A 22384-nucleotide genomic window follows, 5' to 3' on the forward strand; every position below is an offset into this window, starting at 1 on the left:
GCGATATCGCTGTCCATCGGCTTCGGTGCGTCGGGCGGAATGGGATTGAAATGCCGTGGCGATGTGTATCGCCGACGGCACAGCTATCAGGCGAAGACGCGCTCGATGTCCTGCTGGGCGTGCCGCAGCGCCTGTGCACGCGCATCTTCGCCCATTGCCAGACCTTCGGCCCGGATGAACTGCAGGTCGGTGACACCCAGGAAGCCGAACAGGCTGGTCAGGTAGGTTTCGTGATGGTCCATGGCCGCACCCGGCACATCACCGGCGTACATGCCGCCGCGGGTGGAGGCGATCAGCACCCGCTTGCCGCCCGCCAAGCCTTCCGGCCCCTGTGCGGTGTAACGGAAGGTCCTGTCGACAATCGCAATGCGGTCGATCCAGGCCTTGAGCTGGCTGGGAATGCTGAAGTTGTACATCGGTGCTCCGATGACGACGACATCGGCCTGCAGGAAGGCCTCCAGATCGTCGGCACCGAGCGCCACGTCCTGCTGCAGGGCATCGGCTTCGATGGGGGCGCCCTGGGCAGCGGCAAGGTGGGGCGGGGCAAGGTGGTCGACCGGTGCCAGGGCGAGGTCGCGGTAGGTCACGCTCACGTCGCCATGCTGCTGGCGGGCCGCCTCGATGAGCTGGGCGGTGAGCTGGCGGCTGACCGACTGCTGGCCCAGGATGCTGGAATCAATGTGCAGGAGCTTCATGGCGGTTCTCGTAGTGGAGGGTAGGGCGGGCCCGGTGAACGCACTGCCTTGGGCCACGGCTGCACTCTATTTCCGGGCATTGGGCCCCACTAGCCGGTCGCAGCGGATTTCATTCGTCCACGGATGGGAGCAATCCCACTGCGGGTGGATTCGTCCATGAATGGACGGGTGTATTCCCCCTGGGGCGGCTAGTGGGCGGTGGAAGGGGCACCTAGAGTGCGTCCCGCTGGCAGTGATGATGTCGTCGTTCCTGCCGCTGCCACCGACCCTCTTGTTTCAACACGCCTCCAGGAAACGCAGACATGTCCACTTACTCCACAACCACCTTTGGTGCCTCGTCCTCCACCCGCCTGCAGGGCGCAGTCGAACTGCTCGGCCGCCTCCTGCTGGTCGCACTGTTCCTGCTGTCGGGATTCGGCAAGCTGAGCGCCTACGAGGCCACGGCGGGGTACATGGCCTCGGTCGGTGTCCCCGCGCTGATGCTGCCGCTGGTGATCCTGGCGGAGATCGGTGGCGCGCTGGCGATCGCAGCGGGTTGGCAGACCCGGCTGGTCGCCATGTTGCTTGCCGGCTTCACCCTGGTCACCGCCTTCCTGTTCCACAACAACTTCGCAGACCAGACGCAGATGATCATGTTCCTCAAGAATGTTTCCATTGCCGGTGCATTCCTGATGCTGGCCACCAACGGCGCCGGCCGATTCAGCCTGGATGCGCGCAAGGCCCGATGAGGGCAGGGCGCCGCGCCGAGCGTGGCGACACCATTTGCAACACAATGCAGGGGCCTCCGTACCGGAGTCGTGTGCATGGAGACCGCGGGTGATCGACCTCAATGATGTGGCCCTGTTCGTACAGGTAGCCAAAGCCGGCAGCTTCGCCGAGGCTGCGCGCCGCGTCGGCATGCCATCCAATACCGCCAGCCGGCGCATCCAGCAGTTGGAAGAACAGCTGGGTGTCCGGCTGCTGCATCGGTCCACCCGCAAGTTGACCCTGACCGATGCCGGTGAAGGCCTGTACGCCCGCAGCGTCGAGCAGATCGAGGCGCTGGCGGACGTCACCCAGGAGCTGTCCGAGGGAAGCGAAGTGCCGGTGGGCAAGGTGCGCGTCGCCGCGCCGGTGGACTTCTTCAACTGGTTCCAGTTGGAGTGGGTGCAGTCGTTCCTGCAGGCCCATCCACGGGTCCGCCTGGAGTTCGTGCTCAATGATGCGCGCGCCGACCTGGTCGCTGACGGCATCGATGTTGCGATTCGTGCAGGTGCAGTCACCGGGCCAACACTGATCGCGCGCCGGGTGGGCAACAACCGTGCCGTGCTGGTGGCCAGCCCGGCCTACCTGGAGGCACGAGGAGCGCCCAGCGCATTGGAGGAGCTGTCCACGCACGACTGTATCGCCGTGCCCTCGGGCTCAGGGCGCACGCAGTGGCGCTTGATGGGGCCGGATGGCCCCGCTGAGGTCGAAGTGCGCGGGAGATTCAGCGCCAACTCGGCCTTGGCCTTGACCAAGGCCTGCGTGGCCGGCATGGGCATCGCGCTGCTGACCGAGGCGATGGTGGCGCAGCCATTGCGGGATGGGCTGTTGGTGCAGGTACTGCCCGACTACCGGATTGATGGCCTGGAACTGTTCGTGGTGTACCAGAGCCGGCGGCAGCTGCCTCGCGCCGCCAGCGCGTTTGTCGAGTTCGCCACGACCCATCTGGTGCAGGGGCAGCTGGTGGACGCCTGAATCGGGCGGTAGCTGTTTCGGCGCCTGGCAGCGATTGCTCCAGCCGTGGAGGGGTGAAATCCGATCTGACCGGCTACTGCCGTGCGTGGCCGGCGCCTACCTTGGATGTACGACGCCGTCGCGTCGTTCGAAAACGACTTCCAAGGAGACCACGCCATGCTTGCCGTCCACCCTTCCGAATCCACCGCGATCCCTCCGGTCGCCTCCGTGCGCCGCATCGTGCATCGCACCCGCGGCCGCAGCCACGGACCCATCACCCGGCTGGTGAGTCCTTCCGACCTGGGCGAACGTCTCAAGCCGTTCGTCTTCCTCGACCTTATCGATGCGCGTGATCTTTCGCGCTCCCAGGCCCCTGCGCTGGGCCTGCATCCACATTCGGGCATCGCCACGCTCACCTGGCTGCTGGAAGGGGCGGTCGACTACGAAGACGACCAGGGGCGCCAGGGCAGCATCGAGGCCGGCTGGATGGAGTGGATGCAGGCCGGCAGTGGCGCCTGGCACGGCGGCGGATTCGGTGATTCCGATCGCCTGCGCGGTTTCCAGCTGTGGCTTGCGCTGCCGCCCGCCCTGGAGTTGGGCGCGCCCTTCAGCCGTTACTTCTCTCCTGGCGAGATCCGCAGCGAAGGCCCGGTGACCGTATTGCTGGGAACGTACGGCGCGGCCCGCAGCCCCATCGATGCACCGGCACCGATCAACTACTTCTCGGTGAAGCTGGCAGCAGGGGATTCGTGGCGGTTCCAACCGCCGCCGGGACATGACGTGGCCTGGGTCGCGGTGAGCGTGGGCTCGCTGCGTGTACCCGAAGCGATCGGTGCAGGTGAACTGGTGGTCTTCGAGGAAGGTGGCCAGGACGTTGCGTTCTTCGCCCGTGAGGACACCGAGTTCGTGTTCGGTACCGCAGCACGGCATCCGTATCCGCTGGCAACCGGCTACTACTCGGTCCATACCAGCCCGCAGGCACTGAACGCGGGTGAAGCGCGGATCCGCGAGCTGGGGGAGCAGATCCGGGCGGCGGGAAGCGCTGGCTGATGGTGTCGACTCTGGAGCAGGGCAGGAGGGTGGGGCCCGGCTATCGTGAGTGGCCGCTACTGCTTCCGCGCACGAAGGCGGCAGCCAGCCGCAGTGCATCGTCGCTGCCGCGATCACCGCGCAGCGCATGGACCAGTCGAGCGGGCGTGACGCCGGTCCATCGCACCAGGTCATGCGTGGCATGGGCCTGGTCGCTGTAGCCGTGGCGCGCTGCGGCGGAGGCGATGCTGGTGGCTTCTCCATCCAGCGTGTGCAACAGAGCCTGCAGCCTGCATACACGGGCATATTCTTTCGGCGTCATGCCCACGGCCGCCAGAAAGCGGGATTGCAGGCCGCGCAGGGACATGCCCAGCCGCCGCGCGAGTTCGGCGATGCGCAGGTCGCCTTCCGCTGCATCCAGTTCCGCAACGGCCTGTTCGATGCGCTCGTCCAAAATGAAGCTGGCACAGCATTCCCGCAGCACCTGCCATAACGGCTCGGGCGTGCCGCTTGCCGCGCTGGCGCGAGCGGCCGCACTGAAGGTCTCGGCAAAGGAGGCATCCAGTGTGTACAGGTCCGGTGCCTGGTCGCGAAGACCGGGCAGGCGGACACCGGCCATCAAGGCGCTTGCGGCCGGCTGCAGCCGCACGCCGATGCAGAACACCGGGCCAACGGCCCGCAGTCGGATCGGGCCGCATTGCTGTGCGGCGAAACAGAACGGCAGATCGGAGCGGATCCGGCCGTCTGCCCCATGCAGATGCAGCGGCACGCCAAGTTCCGCCAGCAACTCGCACCGGCCATCGGGATAGATGACCTGCACCTCATGGGCTGGGGCCTCGTCCCGCAGCCACCAGAGGCACTGGACATGACGGTGCAGGTCGTCGGGGGCAGGGTGCTCGCGGTAGTCCATGCGGCATCGGACGTCATCCTGCGCATTTTTACAAGCGTCCCCGGGGCTGGGGCGCTAGCCTGCGTCCAACCGATCCAGGAGGTCAGGGCATGTTGAAGTCGACGTTGGTGGTGCTGGGCGCAGGGCTGGCGTTGGGAAGCAGTGCAGTCACTGCTGCTCCGGGCAGGTTCGACTGGTTGGCCGGGCATTGGTGCGGTGGTACCGAGGAGCGCAGGCTTGATGAGGTGTGGCTGCCAGAGGCCGGCGGCGCCCTGCTTGGCATGTCACGGACGTTGAGCCGCGGCAGCATGGCGTCTTTCGAGTACATGCGCCTGGTGCCGGCCGGCAAGGCGGCCGGCCTGCATGTGCAGCCCAACGGTGTGGCGCCGACCACATTCGTGATTGCCGACCACGGCGAGAACTGGGTGGTGTTCGAGAACCCGCAGCATGACTTCCCGAACCGCATCGAGTATCGGCGTGATGGCGCCGACTTGAAGGCCAGCATTTCCGGGCCGGGAGAGGATGGGAAGATCCTGCGGATTCCGTTCGACTATCGGCGCTGTGCTGGTCAGGGGGAGGTGGAGCAGGGGCGGTGAGCGGTCCGGCGCGCCCATTCAATCGTGGCGGCGCCGCAGCGCCTTGAGCAGCTCGTGCAGCGGCATCGGACGAGCAAACAGCCACCCCTGGCCACGCCGTACTCCATGCGCTGCCAGTGCATCGGCCTGTTGCTGGGTCTCGATGCCTTCGGCCACGATGCGCAGCCCGAATGACCGGGCGAGCTCGATGATGTGGAAGACCATGGCATCGGCGGTGTCCGACCTGCCGATGCGTTGCACGAACTGCTGGTCGATCTTGAGGCCATCCAGCGCGAACTCGGTCAGGTAACCAAGGTTGGAGAAGCCTGTTCCAAAATCATCCAGTACCACCTGGATGCCCATTTCTCGCAGGAACTTGATACTGCTTCCGGCCGCGTCGATGGACACCATGCTGTACTCGGTGATCTCGACCTGGAAGTTGCGACCGCTGGCACCAGGCAGTTCGGAGAGTGCGCGCACTTGAGTGAGCATCTTCGATGACGCCAGATCGCTGCCGGCGAGATTGATGGCGATGTAGAAATCGGGATCTTCCGCCAGCAGCATCGGGCTCTCTGCGGCGACCAGCTCCAGAACACGCTGGCTGAGCCGGGCGATGAGCCCGGTGCGTTCCGCCAACGGCACGAAGATCGCGGGACTGACCGGGGTTCCGCCTGGACGCTGCCAGCGCAGCAGCGCCTCCACGCCCACCCATCGTCCGGTCTCCAGCTCGACGATGGGCTGGTAGTGGAGGCTGAACTCCCCGCGCCGAAGGCCTCGCTTCAGCGAAGTGGCCGATACGCTCAGCAGTCGCCGGGCCCACAGGACCACCCACGACGCCACCCCCAGGCCAGCCAGTATCGCCAGGCCGAGCGTGGCGCCGGCAATGCTGCGCTTCTCTGATTGCCAGCGGCTGCGCGGGTAGGCGACGACCACGCCCGTGGTGTTTCGGCTGGATTCCAGCACGGCCACCGCGTAGCGGCCATCAATGAAGCTGACGCCTTGGCCACGGCGCCCGGCCGCGAGCCAGGCGGGGCGAACCTCGCCACGCGAGGTCCGCACCCTGCGCGCCAGCGTGGAGTAGGTCGCAACCACAGCGTCACGATCGAGCGGAAGGTCGATCACGTGCGTTCTGTACAGGAAGAAGACGAAGCCATCACGCTCTATCGCCATGAATGTCGGTGAAGGGGCGAGGGGAAGGCTCACTTTGGTGCGTACATCGAACTCGCCGCGGAATTCCACGGGACCGAGCACCACCGAATCCACCGGGACCGGCAAGGACGAGCAGAGCAGGCGACCTTGCTGGGAATGGCCGATCGCCATGATGTCCGGGGACATCAAGGCGATACGGCGCATCGTGGTGACCCGTGAGGAATCACAGAAGGTTGCCGGATCGCCCTGTGTCAGCTGCGCCAGGGCGTCCTTCAAGGTGGCTGACACCCGTTCGGAGCGCTGCAGGACATCCCGCGCGTAGCCCATGGCCACGTTTCGCTCGGTGGCCTGGAAGATCTGCTCGATCCCGATCTGGCTTGCCACGGGCAGGCCAATGGCCGCACAGATGGCCAGCGCAGCCACTGTGCAGGGGAAGAGCCAGGCTCTCATTCGCTGCGTGATCGTGCTTGACATGACGCCAGCCCCGGGAGGCGATGTTCGCGCGTGCAGACGTGCAGGGCGAGCATAGCCCACGGGGCGACAGGGAGGGCGTATCTTTCACTTACATGAATTGATGTGAGCGGGCTTCAGAACAACTGGAACCAGCGGAGCAGCAGGCGGTCCCCCTCGCTGCGATTGGCCGCATCGAACTCCTTGTAGTAGTGGACCATGATGCGGGTCCTGCCGGTGCCGAACTGGACGGCGGGGCCCAGTGCGCTGATTCGTTCCAGCGAATCGGCCCGGGTTCTGCCGTCGATGCGTTCGGCGCTGATCTGCTTGAGCGCATAGCCGGACAGGCCGAGACGCCAGTTCTGGCCCACTGCACGCGAGACCGAGACATTGGCATGCAGCGCCTGGCCAGGTTGCACGTAGTCGGTGGCAAGGGCTGGATTTGGATCGTTGTTGCGGCCCGTCCACAGATAGTGGATGCGAGAGCTGAGTTCCCAGTTGTCCGCGAACTCCCAGGTCAGCGCATAGTGCGGATTGAACGCCCAGGCGTTGCTGCTCGGGTTGATGGCGCGGTCGCGGTGGTAGCTGCCCGTGGGCAGTTGAACCTGCAGGTTCAGGCGCTGGAAGTAGGGGCGCCCGAACAGGGTTGTTTCGGGCCACTGCAATACGACCGGGCTGACACTCAGATTACCCAGGCCATTGCCGGTGCTCACCTTCGGGTTGAAATCCGCATTGGCAAACAGCACCGGCTGCAGGGCTTCATAGCCGTACCAGGCGCCGAAGACCTTGTGCTCGGTGATGCGGCCGACGAAGGTGGCCAGCACGGTGGTCTGCAGCTCGTTGTCGACCGGTCGTGGCCTGCCCTGTGCATCCATGAAGCGGTCGGCTTCGTAAACGTTGACGAACTGCTGGAACAGATTGCCGGGCTTGGACTTGCCATCGTTGAACGAGGTCAGCCCGAGGTTGCCGGATGGAAGTGCAGCCTGTGCCGGTAGCGCAACGCTGCTGCCGACCAGGGCCAGCACGGACAGCATGAAGGGTGCCTGCCGTGAACCGATGGCATATGGAGGGTGCCGCATGCGATCTCTCCCAAGGTTGAGTGATGAGCACGTTCCTGCGCTGGCAGCGCGACCGGAGGCTCAGGCCGGATAGTCGGGTTGCCGTTCCGGTGCGGCAGCCTGGAAAGCAGGGTGTGCAAGGCAGGCCTGATGGATCTGCAGCACGCGCGGGTAGGGCGCCAGGTCGCAGTTCATGCGCAGCGCATTGGCGACCTGGGGGACCAGGCAGCAGTCCGCCGCGCCCGGCGTGTCACCGAAGCAGAACGTGGCTGGGTCGGCGCGTTGCAGCAGGATTTCGGCGGCGGCCAGGCCCTTGGCGATCCAATGGCCGTACCACTCCGATCGTTCGCCAGCCTCCAGGCCCAGCTCGTACTCCAGGTACTTCAGGACGCGCAGGTTGTTGAGTGGATGGATGTCGCAGGAAATGAGGAGCGCCAGTTCCTGCACCCGTGCGCGGCGCATCGGTTCTGTCGGGAACAACGGTACCTGCGGAGCGATGGCGTCCAGGTAGTCGAGAATCGCCAGTGACTGGGTCAGGACCTCGCCGTCATCTGTGACCAGCACCGGCACACCACCGATGGGGCTCAGCGAGCGATGGGCCGCGCTGTACTGCTCGCCCTTGCGGATGGCCACGGTGCGCAGCTGGTACTCTACCCCTTTCAGCGCAAGGGCGATGCGCACCCGGTAGGAGGTGGAGCTGTTGAAGAAGCTGTAGAGGATCATGATCGGCTCGTACGGAAGGAATCAGTGCGCAGTCACTGTCGCAGTCGTGGTGCGTGCGTGCCGATAGCGCAGCCCCATGATGAAGATCAGCAGTGCGGCGATCGCTGCGGGAAGCATCAACAGGCTGAAGATGCCCTGGATGCCCCAGCCCAGGCCCAGCATGGCGCCGCCGCTGAGCGAACCCACGATGGAGCCGATGCGGCCTGCACCCAGCGCCCAGGAAACGCCGGTGGCGCGGCTGGCAGTGGGATAGAACGCGGCCGCCAGTGCATTGGCCCCGACCTGCGAGCCGCTGATGCAGAAGCCCACCCCGGCCACGAAGGCGCCCAACAGCCAGAAGTCGTAGTAGAAGCGTGCGATGGCGCCGATGCAGAGCGCGCCGGCCAGATAGGCCAATGCCAGCACGCGGTAGGGATTGAACCGGTCCATGGTGGCCCCCAGCACGATCGAGCCGATGGTGCCGCCGATCTGGAACAGGGCGGTCAGCAGCGCCGCCTGGCTCAGGCTCAGGCCAGTGCCCTTGATCAGCGTCGGCAGCCAGTTGGTCAGCAGGTAGATGATCAACAGGCTCATGAAGAAGGCACCCCATAACAACACCGTGCCCTGGCGCAGCGCCGGTGCCATGATCAGCTGCAACGGGGAGCGCCCAACCTGCGTAGCAGGATCACGGGCCACGCCATCCAGGAACGCCCCGGACCACCCTGCTGGCAACGCTGCGATCTTGCGCAGCAGTGCTGCCACACGTGCCTCATTGCCCGGCCTGAGCAACAGGAAACGCGGCGATTCCGGCAGCCACAGTGCCAGCGCCGGCAGAATGAGCAGGGGCAGCGCGCCGCCCAACCCCAGGATGGAGCGCCAGCCAAACAGTGGCACCAGGTGCGCGGAGACGATCCCGCCCAGCGCAGAGCCCAGGGTGAAGCCGCAGAACATGGTGGTGACCAGCAGCGAGCGGCGGCGCTGGGGGCAATACTCGGACATCAGCGTCACCGCCTGCGGCATGGCACCGCCAAGGCCGAGTCCGGTGAGGAAGCGCAACACGCTCAATCCCGCGACCGAGTCCGACCCGGCGGAAGCCAGGCTGAAGCCGCCGAAGAACAGCACGGACAGCATCAGGATGCGTTTGCGGCCGAAGCGATCGGCGAGCGGGCCGCAGGCGAATGCGCCCACGGCGAGCCCCGCCAACGCAGCAACCATCACTGGATTGAGCTGGCCGGGAGTCAGTGACCAGTCCTGGCTCAATGCGGGGGCGATGAAACCAATCGCGGCGGTATCGAATCCGTCCAGCGCGACCACCAGGAAACACAGACCCAGTACCCGCCACTGGAAGCCGCTCAATGGCTGCGCATCAACGAATGCCTGGATGTCGACGGCGCCGTTACGCAGGATTGCAGACATGATTCATCCCCTGGCGGCGCCATGCGCAGCCTTGTGCAATGGAATTGCAGCCCTCCCGAGGGCTGGTGAATGCCGCAGTGCGCGTGCTCAGACTACACGCACGTTCAACTCCCCAAGACCGTCGATGCCGCCCACCATCAGGTCGCCGCGGACCACGGGGCCCACGCCCTCTGGAGTGCCGGTATAGATCAGGTCACCCGGCTGTAGTTCGAAGAAGCGCGACAGGTATGCGACGGTCTCGGCCACTGACCAGATCAACGCCGCGGTCGTGCTGCGCTGGTGATCTTCACCGTTCACCTGCAGCCACAGTCCGGCCTGGTCGATCGATCCACTTCGTGCCGCAGGCCACAGCGGGCCGATCGGGGCGGACTGATCGAAGGCCTTGCCGATTTCCCACGGGCGCCCCATCTCGCGCATCTTCATCTGCAGGTCGCGGCGTGTCATGTCCAGGCCTACTGCATAGCCGAACACATGCGACAGCGCCTGCTCCAGCGGAATGTTGGAGCCGCCGGTGCCGATGGCAGCCACCAGCTCGATTTCATAGTGGTAATTGCCGGTTTCGCTGGGATAGGGGAGTTGCAGCTCTTCTCCGGCGGCCACCGGCACGACAGCGTCGGCGGGCTTGCAGAAGAAGAAAGGCGGCTCGCGATCCGGATCGAACCCCATTTCCCGCGCATGTGCGGCGTAGTTGCGGCCGACGCAGTACACGCGGCGTACGGGGAACTGCTGATCACTGCCAACCACCGGTATGCCGACCACCGGTGCCGGGGCAAAGAGATACGTCATTGAAACCACTCCAGAAACGGACGGGGAAGGGCGCGCGGGAGGACGTGACCTCATTCCGCTTCGCGCGACTCGCGCAGAACGCCCAGCAGCTCATGCACCGGGCGGTCGGAGAAACTGAACAGCGTGGAATCCTCGTTGGCATGCAGTGACAGCCCGGCCCATGAGGGGACCACGAAGGTGTCCTTGGCTTCGAAGGCGAAGCATTGCCCGCCGATGATCGCCTCACCGCTGCCTTCCACCACCGAGTACACGGTGGCATCAGTACTGCGCCAGGTGCGGCCACGGAAGCCTGCCGGCAGCAGTTGCATGCAGGTCGCGATGGAGGGCATCGCCCAGCCACCGGTCGCAGGATTGGCATAGCGGAGCTTGATGCCATCCCAAGGATCCAGATCACCATTGCGCAGCAGGGTTTCAAGCGCTTCGCGGGTGCGTTCGTAGGGATAGTGCGAGAGTGGCGATACGGGCGTTGCCACGCGGTGGCGTACCGGCAGCAGGGCCGAACCGTAGCGGGCCAGTGAACTGCCCTCCAGCTGCGTCAGGGGCTGCTCATCGCTGTCGTGGTCCTCGGCGAACTGCGCACCCTGGAAGCCCAGCAATGGAATGTCCAGCCCATCCAGCCAGACCACAGGCTCTCCACCTTCGGCCGCTTCGCGATTGCCGTGGTCATGCCAGGTCCAGGACGGGGTGATGATGAAGTCGCCCGGGGCCATCGGAATGCGTTCGCCATCGACAACGGTATGCGCCGTGGTGCCTTCGATCACCAGGCGCAGCGCCGATTGCGTGTGGCGATGGCTGGGCGCGACTTCGCCGGGAAGGATCAGCTGCAGGCCGGCATACAGGCTCTGCGTGACCGAGGCGCGGCCACGGATCGCGGGATTCTCCATGACCAGCACCCGTCGTATCGCTTCGGCGGCCGTCAGCAGGCCGCCTGCGCGCATCAGGTGCGGACGCAGGTCGCGATACCGCCACAGCGCTGCCTCCACCTTGGCTGCCGGCGCGCGCGGCACCAGTGAATGCAGCTGTTCCCACAGCGGCACCAGATGGTCCGCGTCGATATCGCGGTTGAATGCGGAACGTGCGTCGAGGGCCTGGACTGCGTGCATGAGCGACTCCACCGTGCGTGCCGGCACCCCGGAGCGGTGCCTTCGAAGCAGAGACTAGGCGGTTAACCTACAATGCGAAAATGATCTTTGAGTATTCATCCATATAGGAACGGATATGCCTGGGATTCTCGACTGGTCGCGCCGCCTGCATATGCGGCATCTGCAGTGGCTGTTGCTGCTGGAACAGACCGGCAGCCTGTCCGAAGCCGCGCGGACGGCGCACACCACACAGCCGGGCCTGTCCAAATGGCTGCGCGAACTGGAAGAGGACATCGGGACGGCCTTGTTCGACCGGCACGCACGCGGCATCAGCCCGACCCCGGCGGGCCGTCTGGTGCTGCTCTATGCGCGACGCGTTCTCAACGCGATGCAGCGGGCGGAGGAGGATGTGGAGGCAGTACGCCACGGCGGCCTGCGCCGGGTGATGCTTGCCACCTCACCTGCGGCCACGTTCGATCTGGTCCCTGATGCGATCGCGCGTTACATGCGCCTGCAGCCGGACATCCAGATCGGGTTGCGCGAGGGGACGATGGATGAACTGTTGTCACAGCTGGAACGCGTCCAGGTGGATGTGGCCGTCGGACGGCTGAGCGGCAGCAATCCGCCACCTGGCCTGCAGTATGAGCTGCTGTACGTGGAGCCGATTGTGCTGGTCGCGCGGCCGGGTCATCCACTCACACGCAAGCGTTCGCTCACCTGGCAGCAGGCGTTCGACTACCCGTGGATCGTGTGGCCCGTGGGAACGCCGATCCGTGCCAATCTGGAAACCGGCCTGGCTGAGATCGGACTGACGCCGCCGCCCTATGCGGTGGAGTCGGCCTCCATGCTGGCCAACATCTCGCTTCTGCGCGACAGCGATCTGTTGCTGGCCGCATCGGCACATGTAGCGGATCACTTCGTGCGCCTGAAGCAGATGGCCCGGCTGCCCTTGTCGATGGGGTCGGCAGGAGCACTCGGCATGTACTGGCGTGAAGCGACGGGCAGCGATTCGGCCATCGCAGGGTTGATCGACAGTCTGCGCCAGTCGGCACGACGGATTCGCGAGGCCGGGTAGGGCATGACCCTCGCCCAGTCTGGATCAGAGGTCGAGCTCGCTGTCGAGCAGGGGGTACTCCTGACGCCTCACGGTCCATTGGCCTGAAGGGCCCTTGGCACGAAAATGATCAAGCACGAACGGCACACCCTCGCTGCTCATGACGCCGGGGCCGGTTGTCACCTGGAAGTGCAGATGTGGCCATCTGGCATCGCCTGAATTTCCGATGTTCGCCAGCAGCTCGCCACGCTTGACCCGTTGCCCGGCCTTGACCGCGACGCTTCCACGTTGAAGATGGGCATAGTGCGCGAACTGGCCATCGCCCAGGTCCAGAACCACGGTGTTGCCCGCCAACGATTCCATGCTGAGTGGCACGGCCGGAGTGAACCCGGCCGGTGTCCGCGGGGTGTTGTCCGGGAACCCGTCCATGGCCTGGATGATGGTGGCATCAGCAACGGCAAATACCGGTTCCCCGTACGCATGGTAGCTGCGTACATCCAGGGGGTCTCCCGCCAGCAGCTTGCCGTCGACTCGGCGCTTCCAATCAATGGCGTATCGGCGCGAAATCTGGGCTGTCCCTCCGGCGACAAACACGCCAGGACGGTGATGAAGGTCAAGTGCGAGCCCGTTGTCCGCCAGCCAGTGGCTGCCACGGACGGGGCTGGACAGCACCTTCACGGCGTCGTGCTGCGTGCCCACCTCGGGGCCCTGCGCCACTGCACTGTCCAGCACGACGCGATGCAGGAGGCGATCAGGCACCGGGAACGATCCGTCGAACGCAACGCATAGGAAGACCGTCCCCGCACGTCCTGTCTCCAGCGTCTGCGCGGAATCAACAGCACCGCTACCGACCAGTCTCATCTGGTCGCGCAGGGCCTGTCCTGAAATCCTGAGGAGAAGCTCGGCCCCATCCGGTGCGGGCGTCAATACGTCCACTGCTTCTACGCGCAATGATGCTTCCGAGTAGTTCTGCAGCTGCAGTTCGTACACAAGGTAGCGATAGCCGCCCGCACTGAAGGCACTGGGCTCGAAGGGGGTACGGACATCAAGCTGGACAGGCGGAAAAACGGGTACGTCCATGGCCTCCATCGGGCGTGCCTGCGCAGAACGCTGGGCGGGTTTGCACCCGGCCGGAAGCGGAAGCCGCTCGAGCGACGATGCAGGCAGCGGCACGGCGGCGCAGATCCCCGCAAGGAGGCTGAGGCAACGTGGGGCGTAGCGGGTCACGGCATATCCTTAGGCGGGCGGGCGCTCACGGCACGAGCCGAAGGGCGCCGCGATGAGGTGACGCGAAGACGATAACGTAGCTGAGGCGCACCGGCGGATGCGGACATCAATCCTGCGGATCGGGACGCTCTAGACAGAGCCAAACCGTGCCCGGTACTCGCTTGGCGTCACGTTGAGCTGGCGGAGAAAGGCGCGCCGGAGCGCATCCACCGAACCGTATCCGCACTCACTGGCAACCCATTGCATGTCCTTGCGCGTGCCCTCAAGCAATGGCTTGGCTGCTTCGACGCGCAGCATTTCCACATACTTCTGTGGCGTAAGCTGGAAGGTCGCGACGAATCTGCGATTGAACTGCCGGGGGCTCATGTGCAGACGCTGCGCGAGTTCGTCCACGCTCAGGCGAAGATGCAGGTTCTCCCGCATCCACTGTTCCAGCTTCTGGAAGTGGTCGGGTAGATCCATAGACTGCAACTGGCGGCTGAACTGGCTCTGGCCGCCGGAGCGTTTGCTGGTCATGACCATCCGCTTGGCCACCTTCAGTGCCAGCGATTGGCCACGATCTTCTGCGACCATCGCCAGGGCCATGTCCATCCCCGCGGTGATCCCAGCCGACGCCCACACATGGCCATCGTGCGTGTAGATCGCATCTGGCTGCACGTGCACCTTCGGATAGCGCTCGCGCAGCTCGCGAACATCACTCCAGTGCGTCGTGGCCTCACGGCCATCAAGGACGCCCGCCTCGGCCAGCAGAAGAGCGCCGCTGCAGATCGAGGCGATCCGCCGCACGCGTGTTGCGGCTCGTCCCAGCCATTCGACCAGTGCCCGATCAGCCCTGATGACATCGAGCGAGTCACCCATTCCACCGCACACCAGCAGCGTGTCGGTATTGTCGGGCATCTCCTCGCACGTCATATCGGGGAGCAGGCGTATGCCGGAGGAGGCCACAACCCAGTTCGAGTGTCTGCCGATCAGCTTCACGGAGTACAGCGGTGCACTGCCAGCGCGGTCTTCCTCGGCCTGGCGACTTGCCAGAGCGAACACTTCCACAGGGCCGCTGATGTCCAATGACTGCGCGCCGTCGTAGATCAGCATGCAGATGGTACGTGTGAAGGCCTGTGCCATGGATTGTGGTCCTGCCAGTGGCAAGGGTGCGATCAGCATATCCGACATTGAATGTTGCGGTTAAATGCCGCTTTTGCGGGCTTTGCCTGGCGGCACCCCGGTCCACTTCTTGTAGGCCTGCGAAAAGGTGGTTGGTTCACTGAATCCCAGTTCCGCGGCAATCTGCGCGAGGGACAGGCGCCCGTCCTGCATCAGGATGTCTGCGCGGGCCAAACGCGCACCGTTGGATATCTCGCGGAACGTTGTTCCTTCGCTCTGCAGCCTGCGTTTGAGGGTGCGCTCGGTGGTGTTGAGCATGCGTGCATATTCGCCGACCGACGGCGGATGCCTGAATGATTGTCCGGCAAGGTGTTCGCGGATGAAGGCCGCCGTGTCCACCCTGGGGCTACGCTTCCTCAGCAGCTCATTGCACATCTGTTCGCACATTCTGGCCGTGATCGGGTTGGCCTGTGGCAGTGGACGCTGCAACAAGGCGGATGAAAAGCCCAGAGAACCCTTGATGGCGCCATGGCGTACCGGTGCACTGAATACGGTAGAGACACCCGAGCCTGAGCCACTGGCTGCCCCGGCGAGCTCGAACCATTCCAATCGGAAGTCCCGCCCGATCACGTCATGTAGTACACGTGCGGTGGCACCCATGGCACGTTCCACCACAAAGCGCGCTGTGTCACCGATCAATTCGGGGGCAGGGGCGAATGCCATCTGCACGTTGCGCCCATCCGATGTGATCGTGATGGAGGCAAAGGTGTAGGTCAGCGGGAGGAGGCGCCGGGCGAGGGCAAGAGCAGCCTCGCCGCTTGCGCTGCTTAGCAGCCCATAGCCGAGCAATCCATACGCCGAAAGCCGATAGGTCAGGCCTACCTCCAGCCCGGCGCGGGATGCTTTCGGCAACGCTTTCAGCAGGTTCTCGATGACCTTCAGTTCCTGGGTCGCCGAAATGATCGCGTCGGGGTCCTTCAGGTCGGCGGCCGCCAGGCGGGTGCCCGTCATCAGCTGCGGGGTCTTTATCCCACGGCTTTCGCCAAAACGCAGCATGAGCTCGATCGAAGCAGGGCTGCGGGGGTAGTGCCAAGGATCCATGATCAAGTCCGTTGGTTGGCACAAATTCTATAGCGCCTGTCCCGAACAAGCATCCCTGGCCGCCGCCGCCTGGAGGAGCATGCCCTCTGTCCTTGAATCGAGGTGAACATGAACGCCAAGCCAGACTACTACCGTGATCAGCAGGAATGGAGGGACCTGCAAACGCGGCTACCTGCGCGCCTTCGTCTTGACGAGGCAACTGCCCCCAAGGAGGTGTACTGGAGTCATCGAGGACACGAGGTCCACCTGGACAGGTACGTTAATGCGGAAGCACCGGCGAAGGTCATCCTCCTTCACGGCGTAGGCACCAATGGTCGCCAGATGTCGATGATCCTGGGCGCGCCTTTGGCACGTAGAGGTCTGGAAGTAGTGGCACTGGACAATCTTGGTTACGGGCTCACCAAGGTAGCGCGCGGTGCCCCCTTCTCCTACGACGAGTGGGTCGATCTCGTTGTCGACTTCATTGCGTTTGAGCGGGCGCGGGACGTGCGCCCCATCGTGCTGTATGGCCTTAGTGCTGGCGGGATGCTGACCTATCACGCTGCTGCAAAGGCGCCAAAGGGGACAGTGGCTGGGATTGTGGGCATGACCTTCCTTGACCAGCGATCACAGCAGGTGCGCGATGAGACGGCCCACGACCTGCTGACCTCACGGCTTGGAATTCCATTGATGGGCCTGTTGGCGAAGTCTCCAATTGCTGCATTCAGATATCCAATGACGCTGGCGTCGAAAATGAGTGCGCTTGCCAACGACAAGGTCGCAATGGAGATCTTTCTGCGCGACCGGACATCTGCTGGAAACCGGATGTCGATTCGGTTCCTGGACAGCTATGGGAACTATCGGCCTGCACTCGAACCCGAACAGTTCGACCGCTGCCCGGTGCTCCTGACCCAGCCGGCAGATGATCACTGGACACCGTTGCATCTCAGTACGCCCTTCCTCTCGCGCATCCGCCAGGTTGAGGTCGAGACTGTATTGCTCAAAAATGCCGGGCATTACCCGCTGGAGGATCCAGGTCTGCAGCAGATGGAGGAGACGATCGCAAACTTCGTCATGCGGGTGGCGTCTGTGGGCGGGATTGGATGACCCATTGGCAAGGAGCTGGGATTGGACGGGGCAGGGGAGGGTTGCAGTAAGCACGGGTTGTACGGAGGATGACATCCGTGCATGGCAGTAGGAATCCTTGGCGACTTCATTACAGAGAACCCGTGATGACTGCGGCGACCAGATCTCCCTCTCTTGCCTCATCGGGGCACCACGCGCTCGTGGTGAGGATCGTAGTACTGACCCTGCTGGCCTGGGTGTGTACTGCCGCCGTCCTTGCCATCGGTGGTCGGCCTGATCCATCCAGGCTCCGCGCGGTGGCGCCTCTGATCGATGGGGCGTGGAAATTCCAGGTCGGTGACGATCCGCGCTGGGCGGATATTGCGTTGGATGATTCGTCCTGGGAAACGCTCGACCTGAGCGCACCGGCCAGCAGCATCGACGGCGACGTGGGGCTGCCCAACCATGTCGCCGGATGGATGGCACACGGTCATTCCGGGTATCAAGGATATGCCTGGTACCGGCGCACGCTTGCGATTCCAGAGGGCGACCGCCTGTGGGACATCCTGGGGCCTACCGCCGTAGAGGATGGCTATGAGTTGTACTGGAACGGCAAGCGCCTGGGGGGCTCGGGCAGGCTAGGGGAGTCGCCCCGTGTCGTGGGTACGCGGCCGATGATCTTTTCGCTGCCCGCCGATGCCGCAGGCACGCAGGGCGTGATCGCCATACGAGCATTCATGCAGCCCGGCAGCGCTGCCGGCCCTGCGAGCGGCGGCATCCACGTGGCGCCGACACTTGCCCCGCAGCCAGAAAGCCGTGAGCTGTATCGCGTGCAATGGTGGCGTACCGTCGCGGGCTACATTGTTGAAGTCGTTGAGCCGCTTGCGATGGCCATGGTGATCGTGCTGGCACTGTTGCTAAGACCGCTCAGCAGCCAGCGGTCGTTCATCGCCTTCGTTTGCGTCGCGCTTCTGCTCTCTGCCGTGAAGCGGCTCGATAACGCGATCGTCTCCTGGACGGATCTGCTCAGTCTTCCTGCCTATGCATGGCTGAACAATGTGCTGTGGATGCCGCTCAGCCTGGCGGCATGGGCACTGGCGTGGAATCGCTGGGTACTTCCACCTTCGCGGATGATCGACGGTAGCGCCTTTGTTCTGGCGGCGCTGGGGGCCGCGGGAGGCGTCATGGGGGCTGCCTGGGGCACTCAAGTCTTCCGCCTCGGCACACTCGCGCTGCTCGTGCTTGTTGCCGCGCGGATTGCCCGCAATGGGCCAATGCGAGGCATGGCGTTGATCGTGATGCTGATGATCACCGTATCGCAGTACACGAGTGAACTCGGTTCGCTGGGGTTTCCAACGATCTGGTTCCCGTTCGGGATTGGCGTGACACTGACCCAGTACGTGTATGGAATCGCCATTCCGCTGCTGGCGGTGCTGATCGTGCGGAGTGCAACGACTGCGGCGCCAGTGAGCGGCGCTCGCCCTTGTTGATGTGAGGCATATCCACGGGCGCTAGACTTCCAAGGGTGGGAGGCAGGGCTGTATGTGGTCAGCGCGATGATGCGTCGTTGATACAGAATGTCGCGTCATGGCCGCAACGCGGGGCTCACTCTGTCGGCGACCATTGCTGCGCATGGCAGGACACCCATGAATTGGATCAATTCCGGCATTCAGTTGTTGAGGCAACCCGTGTTCAAGCGTGGCGCACCGAGCTTCTTCAGTCAGGTGGTTCGCGGCGCGCTCGATCAGGAGATGAATGATGGTGTCGGGAGGCTTATCGGGCAACAACCCACAACACCACCACCGAAAACCTTGGGTGAACTGACCGGGGCGGTGTTGGTCAGTGCTGTAAACAAGGCATACGGCTGCGCCGTTCCGAAGCCCGTCCGGAAACAGGTGACCCGCGGCATCCATAACCTCGTGCTCACCAGCCATACCCAGGAGGAGTTTGACGGGAAGTTGAAAGTCCATGGAATGACCCTTGTTGAGATCGGCATCATCAACAAGGATCCCACCGGATCGACCTACAACGACCCATTAATACGGAAGATACATGCCCATCTGCCGGTGCAATGCAGGTCGTGCGGAGCATTCGTGAGTTCGCATCTTATCGAGCAGGGTCGCTGCAGGAATTGCCGGGTGCTGAATGTCCTGCCGCGCTGAGGTACCTGCGGGTGCTCACGCTTGAGAATCGGGCGAACGTCCGCGTGGATCGAGGGTTCAAGCGGGCCAAAGAACTCCAGGTGCAGTTTGGTAGCACGGTCGCGTACCAGAGGGTGCTTGAGAGTCGGGGGTTCAGTTCACTTGAACATAATATACATTATGCGAAATCGCGTATCCGTCGAATCTGGGCCTTTGTTGGATCCGCGTGGCAATGGCTGGGCCTCTGGTGACTGCCACAACGGAAACGCCCCAGATCCCACAGCTGTCCGCCCGTATTTCCCCACAAGGACGCCCGCGATTTCCAGATCTCCCCCAAAGATGCCCTTGATTCCTGGATCCGCACCTAAGACGCCCTCGATTTCTGGCTCCACATCCAGCTCGCCCTTGAGTTCCCAACTGCGCACCTGATCGGTCAGAGCTTGTCGCCTGCACTTCCCAGTTCCGCCAGTCGCGACATTGGTCGCAAGAACAATTAGACGAGATCTCGGGCCTGAACGTGCGAACAGTTCAGCGGGTTGAGCAGGACTACAACACCGCGACTTCCCTGGGTGACGCGCCACGCCCCGCTCCACCTGCTCAAGCGCGTCGCTCGCCCCCTGACCAAGCTTTGACCTTAACTGGGCGTCGGTGACTCCCTCCCGTTCTGGTCGGCATCTGGGCCTTGTAGCGGCTCAAGCGCTGAGCTATAACGCCTTAGCCAGTCGCTATAAAGCGCCGGTGTTGTGCCCGCATAGCCAATAGGCTCCGGGTGCCCGAGGTCCACCCAATGGGGGCACGGGAATCCTTCGATTCCGGAGCCATCCATGACCGCCAAACGCCGCAGATCCCTTCGCACTTCTGCCTTCTACGCCCAATCGGGCCGTTGCTTCTATTGCGGCCTGCCGATGTGGCTCACTGCACCCTCAGAGCTCGGGCTGAAGGCCAGTAAGGCCCGAGCCTTTCAATGCACCGCCGAGCACCTGGTGGCCCAACAGGACGGGGGCAGAGACGTGTCCGGGAACGTGGTGGCCGCGCATAGCCGGTGCAACCAGGGCAGGCACCAGCGGAAGGGACCAGCCCCTTCCGCTGAAGCGTTCCGGGCGCTGGTTCAGACGCGGCTGGCAATGGGGAGATGGTGGTCCCGACTGCCATCAGGGATTGCACGTGCTTCCGTATGGCCAATTGAATTGAATCTTTGCAAGGAATCGGCAGCTGCTTGCCTGATTCGCTAGTCCACACTAGTGGCGCCCGGTTGCGGTGCTAGAACGGCGAGTCTGCTGCGAAATGGTCGCGCATTGGGCCTAACAAGGTCTGCGACCCTGTCAACACGTCCGAGAATTCCACCTGTCGCCACCTTCTCGTTCCAATATCGTTCCATCCACTCGGCTTTATCCAGGATCTTACCCGGAGCGCCTAGCAGCCTCTTGGCGATGAAATGCCGGATGAGAGCGGCCTGGCTATCGAGAATCACGACGCCCGCCCTTGGATTAGAGTCATAAGCGCTGTACGAGATCAGATAGTGGACATAGTGGCGGTCTGGCTCTTCGTCATCCCACGTCAACAGGTTGCTTAACCCCGCAGCGCGAGCATCCGATCGCACCTCTTCGCTCACGAGCACCATGGGATTGCGTGCTTCCTTACATTCCATGCGATAGGCGTCCAGCATCGCCGGTCCGAAGATCATCTGAGAATCATGATGAATGCTTCCAACTGTGAGCCCTCCACGTATCAATATATCAACCACTAGCAGGTTCTCGGCCAACATTCTGATGCAGCTCAGGATGTCGGCAAGGCCAGCAGGAGAGCGGCTGCTTGATATGACGATGCAGTCGCTGAAGTAAGTGAACAAAAGTCCTGTTGCTGGGTTGCAGCACGCTGTGTTCTTTAGTCTGTCGATGGCCTCTGCTATTTCATCAAGCTTGCTCATGTCGGCTGCCGACTCTTGGACAAGTGCGGAGAACCCGAGCATGTCGATGAAGGCGACGTACTTATCTTGGTAGAGCATGAAGAACTCCTTAGATGGTCGTGCCCATGGTGCCGAGGGCGGTTCCATTTGACCAGCGGGTGCGGGGCACGTCATAGGCCATGGAGCAATGTCAGCGACCTGGCTCGCGCACTAGTCTCGCAGAGGCTTGTTACGGCGCATCTTCGCATCGGATAGAAGCGAGCGAACGAGAGAGTTGAAGTCCATCCTGGCCCTAAAAGTTTCCTTCACCCTTGGTTAAACGAATGTCCGCTTTCGGTCAGAAGCGGACCAAAGTAGCCGGTGCTCTTCGCAGCCCGTACGCGACTTGGAGTCATATCATCAATCTGTATCAGGGCTCAGACCTAAGTGCCTGATGGTCCAATTCAGCGACACTATCCAGCTTCGGCGTCATCGCACACTTCGGGATACAGCCAGCGCGATCCGCTTATGGAACCAAACCGCACTGTGCCTTACTCTTAAGGAACATTGCCAACGGCAACCTTCGGCAATTGAATTTAGAGAATCCGGGCGGTTCATCCCGCGCGGCCCGTTAATGTCTACAGCTGTGGAGTTGTGAATGGCAGAAGATCAAGGTGGTGAAGAGGTAATTAGGGAGATAGGGAAGGCGCTAGCCCTTGCGTCTGAGCTTGATCCACAAATTGTTAGATCGCTTCGCTCCGCGATTGTTCAGGCGATGTCTGATTACGAGGACGACACGAATGCACAAGCTGCAGCCGCACTTGCGGCGGTTCTCGATTTTAGACCTGTGACGACCCAAGACGCCCTCTCGCAAACCTTGGGTGAGATCGGGAAGCTGGTCCAAGGTCTCACCGGACTGGAGGACGTTCATTACACTGTTGAGACACCAGAAGGTCGCCGAGTTCGCTCAATCCGGTCACATCTACCAACTGTATCACCCCAGCGTTTGACGGATCACGAGCAGGCAGATCTTGAGGCCTATATCGCTCGATATCTGCCACCGGACGACCCTCGCGAGGAACACGCGCCACGAGGACCGCGACTGTGACGATCAGTAAGTTAGCAATCCTCAACGCTGTGAAAGCAGCCATTTCGCGTGCTAAGGCGAGCGGGTCTCCCTACGCGCAAGGAAAGGCTTACGAACTTCGGGTGCTGCTTAGGCTTCTGCGAATCATCGATAGTGCGGGCTACAAGCTCACGTGTACCCCCAAGATGGCAGGCGTCCTGACGTTTGGAGGATCT

At 63.2% G+C, this 22384-nt stretch carries 21 protein-coding genes and 1 pseudogene; 10 read left to right on the top strand and 12 right to left on the bottom strand.

What is annotated here, in order from left to right:
* Positions 1-86: 86 nt before the first annotated feature.
* Positions 87-695, bottom strand: a complete 609-nt coding sequence (locus D5301_RS08015; protein ID WP_153855322.1) for an NAD(P)H-dependent oxidoreductase — start codon at positions 693-695, stop codon at positions 87-89.
* 302 nt (positions 696-997) lie between these two features.
* Here D5301_RS08015 and D5301_RS08020 point away from each other — a divergent pair, with 302 nt between their 5' ends.
* The 3 genes from D5301_RS08020 to D5301_RS08030 all read left to right on the top strand — a co-directional run bounded on the left by D5301_RS08020 (position 998) and on the right by D5301_RS08030 (position 3443).
* Positions 998-1423 (top strand): DoxX family protein, encoded by a 426-nt coding sequence (locus tag D5301_RS08020; RefSeq protein WP_153855323.1) that lies wholly within the window; start codon positions 998-1000, stop codon positions 1421-1423.
* An 88-nt stretch (positions 1424-1511) separates the two neighbouring features.
* Positions 1512-2414, top strand: coding sequence for a LysR family transcriptional regulator (locus tag D5301_RS08025; RefSeq protein ID WP_324187289.1), 903 nt, complete (start codon positions 1512-1514; stop codon positions 2412-2414).
* 156 nt (positions 2415-2570) lie between these two features.
* Positions 2571-3443, top strand: a complete 873-nt coding sequence (locus tag D5301_RS08030) for a pirin family protein (protein WP_153855325.1) — start codon at positions 2571-2573, stop codon at positions 3441-3443.
* A 40-nt stretch (positions 3444-3483) separates the two neighbouring features.
* On the opposite strand, the gene D5301_RS08035 is transcribed toward D5301_RS08030, so the two are convergent.
* Positions 3484-4332, bottom strand: a complete 849-nt coding sequence (locus tag D5301_RS08035; protein ID WP_153855326.1) for an AraC family transcriptional regulator — start codon at positions 4330-4332, stop codon at positions 3484-3486.
* Between the two features lie 89 nt (positions 4333-4421).
* Between D5301_RS08035 and D5301_RS08040 the strand changes: the two genes are divergently transcribed.
* Positions 4422-4907, top strand: a complete 486-nt coding sequence (locus tag D5301_RS08040) for a DUF6265 family protein (protein WP_153855327.1) — start codon at positions 4422-4424, stop codon at positions 4905-4907.
* A gap of 18 nt (positions 4908-4925) precedes the next feature.
* Here D5301_RS08040 and D5301_RS08045 read toward each other — a convergent pair whose 3' ends face one another.
* From D5301_RS08045 to gtdA, 6 genes are all read right to left on the bottom strand, one after another.
* Positions 4926-6509 (bottom strand): EAL domain-containing protein, encoded by a 1584-nt coding sequence (locus D5301_RS08045; RefSeq protein WP_153855328.1) that lies wholly within the window; start codon positions 6507-6509, stop codon positions 4926-4928.
* A 113-nt stretch (positions 6510-6622) separates the two neighbouring features.
* On the bottom strand, positions 6623-7564 hold the full coding sequence (locus D5301_RS08050; RefSeq protein ID WP_219634996.1) for a transporter: 942 nt from the start codon (positions 7562-7564) through the stop codon (positions 6623-6625).
* Between the two features lie 60 nt (positions 7565-7624).
* Positions 7625-8266 carry a maleylacetoacetate isomerase gene (gene maiA / locus D5301_RS08055; protein WP_153855329.1) on the bottom strand — a complete coding sequence of 214 codons (642 nt, stop codon included), beginning with the start codon at positions 8264-8266 and terminating at the stop codon, positions 7625-7627.
* Between the two features lie 21 nt (positions 8267-8287).
* The gene (locus tag D5301_RS08060; protein ID WP_153855330.1) at positions 8288-9661 is read right to left on the bottom strand and encodes an aromatic acid/H+ symport family MFS transporter; all 1374 of its coding nucleotides are present in this window, start codon (positions 9659-9661) and stop codon (positions 8288-8290) included.
* 87 nt (positions 9662-9748) lie between these two features.
* Positions 9749-10447, bottom strand: a complete 699-nt coding sequence (locus D5301_RS08065; RefSeq protein WP_153855331.1) for a fumarylacetoacetate hydrolase family protein — start codon at positions 10445-10447, stop codon at positions 9749-9751.
* Positions 10448-10497: 50 nt separating this feature from the next.
* A complete protein-coding gene (gene gtdA, locus D5301_RS08070; protein ID WP_153855332.1) occupies positions 10498-11550 on the bottom strand; it encodes a gentisate 1,2-dioxygenase in 1053 nt (350 codons plus the stop codon).
* A gap of 115 nt (positions 11551-11665) precedes the next feature.
* Between gtdA and D5301_RS08075 the strand changes: the two genes are divergently transcribed.
* Positions 11666-12604, top strand: coding sequence for a LysR substrate-binding domain-containing protein (locus D5301_RS08075; protein ID WP_153855333.1), 939 nt, complete (start codon positions 11666-11668; stop codon positions 12602-12604).
* Between the two features lie 24 nt (positions 12605-12628).
* On the opposite strand, the gene D5301_RS08080 is transcribed toward D5301_RS08075, so the two are convergent.
* The 3 genes from D5301_RS08080 to D5301_RS08090 all read right to left on the bottom strand — a co-directional run bounded on the left by D5301_RS08080 (position 12629) and on the right by D5301_RS08090 (position 16012).
* Positions 12629-13810 (bottom strand): M23 family metallopeptidase, encoded by a 1182-nt coding sequence (locus tag D5301_RS08080; protein WP_153855334.1) that lies wholly within the window; start codon positions 13808-13810, stop codon positions 12629-12631.
* A 129-nt stretch (positions 13811-13939) separates the two neighbouring features.
* Entirely contained in the window at positions 13940-14932 is a 993-nt protein-coding gene (locus D5301_RS08085; RefSeq protein ID WP_194936619.1) for a GlxA family transcriptional regulator, read from the bottom strand.
* Positions 14933-14992: 60 nt separating this feature from the next.
* Positions 14993-16012 carry an AraC family transcriptional regulator gene (locus D5301_RS08090; protein ID WP_153855336.1) on the bottom strand — a complete coding sequence of 340 codons (1020 nt, stop codon included), beginning with the start codon at positions 16010-16012 and terminating at the stop codon, positions 14993-14995.
* Positions 16013-16120: 108 nt separating this feature from the next.
* On the opposite strand from D5301_RS08090, the gene D5301_RS08095 reads away from it, so the two are divergent.
* The 5 genes and pseudogenes from D5301_RS08095 (at position 16121) to D5301_RS24455 (ending at position 20429) form a co-directional block, all read left to right on the top strand.
* On the top strand, positions 16121-17098 hold the full coding sequence (locus tag D5301_RS08095; RefSeq protein WP_153855337.1) for an alpha/beta fold hydrolase: 978 nt from the start codon (positions 16121-16123) through the stop codon (positions 17096-17098).
* Between the two features lie 275 nt (positions 17099-17373).
* Positions 17374-18546 (top strand): glycoside hydrolase family 2, encoded by a 1173-nt coding sequence (locus D5301_RS08100; protein ID WP_324187290.1) that lies wholly within the window; start codon positions 17374-17376, stop codon positions 18544-18546.
* Positions 18547-18702: 156 nt separating this feature from the next.
* The gene (locus D5301_RS08105) at positions 18703-19218 is read left to right on the top strand and encodes a hypothetical protein (RefSeq protein ID WP_153855338.1); all 516 of its coding nucleotides are present in this window, start codon (positions 18703-18705) and stop codon (positions 19216-19218) included.
* Positions 19219-19666: 448 nt separating this feature from the next.
* Positions 19667-19849 (top strand): annotated as a pseudogene (locus D5301_RS24450) (hypothetical protein); the annotation flags it as partial.
* Positions 19850-20102: 253 nt separating this feature from the next.
* Positions 20103-20429 (top strand): HNH endonuclease, encoded by a 327-nt coding sequence (locus tag D5301_RS24455; RefSeq protein ID WP_323162603.1) that lies wholly within the window; start codon positions 20103-20105, stop codon positions 20427-20429.
* On the opposite strand, the gene D5301_RS08110 is transcribed toward D5301_RS24455, so the two are convergent.
* Positions 20426-21202 carry a hypothetical protein gene (locus tag D5301_RS08110; protein ID WP_032966761.1) on the bottom strand — a complete coding sequence of 259 codons (777 nt, stop codon included), beginning with the start codon at positions 21200-21202 and terminating at the stop codon, positions 20426-20428. The genes D5301_RS24455 and D5301_RS08110 overlap by 4 nt on opposite strands.
* Positions 21203-22384 lie beyond the last annotated feature (1182 nt).

It is taken from the genome of Stenotrophomonas sp. MH181796 (assembly GCF_009659995.1).
In the GTDB taxonomy this organism is placed as follows: domain Bacteria; phylum Pseudomonadota; class Gammaproteobacteria; order Xanthomonadales; family Xanthomonadaceae; genus Stenotrophomonas; species Stenotrophomonas riyadhensis.